This window comes from Actinoplanes couchii (genome assembly GCF_016862075.1).
In the GTDB taxonomy this organism is placed as follows: domain Bacteria; phylum Actinomycetota; class Actinomycetes; order Mycobacteriales; family Micromonosporaceae; genus Actinoplanes; species Actinoplanes couchii.
Window position 1 is genome coordinate 1 of sequence record NZ_BOMG01000171.1, and the last position, 2,865, is coordinate 2,865.

General features: G+C 76.5%; 1 protein-coding gene. It reads left to right on the forward strand.

Annotated features, from left to right (window positions below):
• Positions 1 to 2,865, forward strand: a 2,865-nt coding sequence (locus Aco03nite_RS52295) for a type I polyketide synthase (RefSeq protein WP_203810738.1), incomplete at both ends; no start/stop codon positions are given.

Here is a 2,865-nt window from a genome sequence, read left to right on the forward strand (position 1 = left end):
CGACGGCGCTACTGGCTGCGGGACGGCGACGCGCGCCCCGGCGACGTGACCGCGGCCGGACTCGAAGCCACCGAACACCGGTTGATCGGCGCCGCCGTCGCGCTTCCGCACTCCGGCGGCCTGCTGCTGACCGGCCGATTGTCGGCCGCCGCTCAGCCGTGGCTGGCCGACCACGTCGTGCGGTCCGCGCCGCTCGTGCCCGGCACGGTCTTCGTCGAGCTGGCCCTGCGCGCGGCACAGGCCACCGGTCACGGCCGGGTCCGCGAGCTCACCCTCGAGGCGCCGCTCATCCTGCCCGCCGACGGGGGAGTCGCGGTGCAGGTGGCCGTCGACGGGGCCGTCGACGGCGCGCAAGCATTCACGATCCACGTCCGGCAGCCGGACGGTGACTGGGCCCGGCACGCCTCCGGCATCCTCGACGGCACCGACCGGCCGGAAGCGCCCGCGATGCCGGCCTGGCCGCCCACCGGCGCCGTGCCGGACGACCTCGACGACCTTTACGACCGCCTCGCGGCGGCCGGCTTCGACTACGGTCCGTCCTTCCGGAACGTCAGGGCCGTCTGGCGCCACGGCGACGACCGGTACGCCGAGGTCGCGCTCGACGGCCTCCCCACCGACGGCTTCGGCGTCCACCCCGCGCTGCTCGACGCGGCCCTGCACGCGCTCGGTGCCGAACCGGGCCGCTCCGGCCGGCTCCCGTTCGGCTGGCAGGGCGTGACGCTGACCGCCGGGGGCGCCTCGACCCTGCGCGTACGGCTGGCTCCGGCCGGACCGGCCGCGGTCGCCGTGACCGCCACCGACGAGACCGGCCGCCCGGTGCTCTCGGTGGACGCTCTCACCTTCCGCGAGGTCTCCGACGAGCAACTCGCCGCGTACCGGCGGAGTGATGTCTTCCGGCTCGAGTGGATCCCGGTCGCCGCGCCGGCCGTGACCGGAGCCCGCCACGAGGTGCTGCGGCGCAGTGAGTCCTCCGACCCGGTGACCGCCGTCGCCGAGTCGCTGGAGGCCGTCCGCGGATGGCTGGCCGAGGACCGCCCCGCCGGGGAACGGCTCGTCGTGCTGACCCGAGGCGCCGCCGGGCCCGGCGACCTCACCGACCCGGCGGGCTCGGCGGTGTGGGGCCTGATCCGGTCGGTGCAGGCCGAGCACCCGGACCGCATCGTCCTGGCCGACACCGACGACGAAAGCTTGTCGGCGCTCGCCGCGGCCACCGGCGAGCCGCAGATCGCCGTCCGCGCCGGTCGGCTGCTGGTGCCACGGCTGGTCCGGGAGCGGGCCACGGCGGTATCCACGCCGTGGCGCGCCGACGGCACGGTGCTGGTGACCGGCGGGACCGGCGCGCTCGGCGTTGCGATCGCCCGGCACCTCGCCGGCGCGTACGGCGTCCGGAACCTCCTGCTGGTCAGCCGAAGCGGTCGTGCCGACGCCGTCGAGGAGCTCACCGCGCTCGGCGCCTCGGTGACCGTCGTGGCCGGCGACGTGTCCGACCGGGAGACGCTCGCGCGGCTCTTCGACGAGCATCCGGTGACCGCCGTGGTGCACGCGGCCGGCATCGTCGACGACGGCCTGCTGGAGACGATGACCGCGGAGCGCGTCGCTGCCGTGCTGGCCCCGAAGGCCGTCGCCGCACAGCACCTGCACGAGCTGACCCGCGACCGCGACCTCGACGCCTTCGTGTTGTTCTCGTCGGCCGCCGGCACGCTCGGCGCGGCCGGGCAGGCCAACTACGCCGCCGCCAACGCGTTCCTCGACGGCCTGGCCCGGCACCGCCGTGCAGCCGGCCTGCCCGCCACCTCGATCGCGTGGGGCCGGTGGGATCTCGGCGACGGGATGGCCGGCGCCCTCGCCGGCGCCGACGTGGCACGGATGCGGCGGGCCGGCGTCGGCGGGTTCGCCCTCGACGAAGGGCTGCGCGCCTTCGACGCCGCCCTGGCCGGATCCGACCCGGCGCCGCTGGCGCTCCGCCTCGACCTCGGGCTCCTCGGCCGCCACACCGCCGTGCCGCCGCCGCTGCGTGGGCTGGTCCGGCCCGCCGCGCGACCGGCGGCCACCGCTGACGGCACCGGGCTGCGGGCGCGGCTGACCGGCCTGGAGCCGCCGGAACGGCACGCCGTGCTGCTCGACCTCGTGCGCCGGGACGCCGCGACCGTGCTCGGCTTCGACTCGGCCGAGGCGGTCGGCGCCGACCGGGTCTTCCGTGACCTCGGGTTCGACTCGCTGATGGCGGTCGAGCTGCGCAACGCGCTCGCCGTCGCGACCGGGCTGCGGCTGCCGGCCACGCTGGTCTTCGACTACCCGTCGCCGGCCGTGCTGGCCGAGCACCTGGCCAGCCTGTTGGTGGGTGCCCGGGAGACGGCGGCGCCGTCCGTTGCGACGGCCGCGGCCGTCGAGCCGATCGCCATCGTCGGCATGGCCTGCCGCTATCCGGGCGGGGTCCGGTCGCCGGAGGATCTGTGGGAGCTGTTGCTCGGCGGCGCGGACGGCATCACCGGGTTCCCCGCCGACCGGGGCTGGGACGTCGGCGACCTCTATGACCCCGATCCCGACCGGGCCGGCCGGTCCACCACCCGGTTCGGCGGTTTCCTGCACGACGCCGGCGACTTCGACGCGGCGTTCTTCGGCATCTCGCCCGCCGAGGCGCTGGCGATGGATCCGCAGCAGCGGTTGTTGCTGGAGACGTCGTGGGAGCTGTTCGAGCGGGCCGGCCTGGACCCGGCCTCGCTGCGGGGCAGCCGTACGGGCGTCTTCGCGGGCGCCATGTACCACGACTACGGCTCCCGTCTGGCGCAGGCACCCGCCGAGCTGGAGGGGCTGCTCGCCAGCGGCGGCGCGGGCAGCGTGGTCAGCGGGCGGGTGGCGTACACG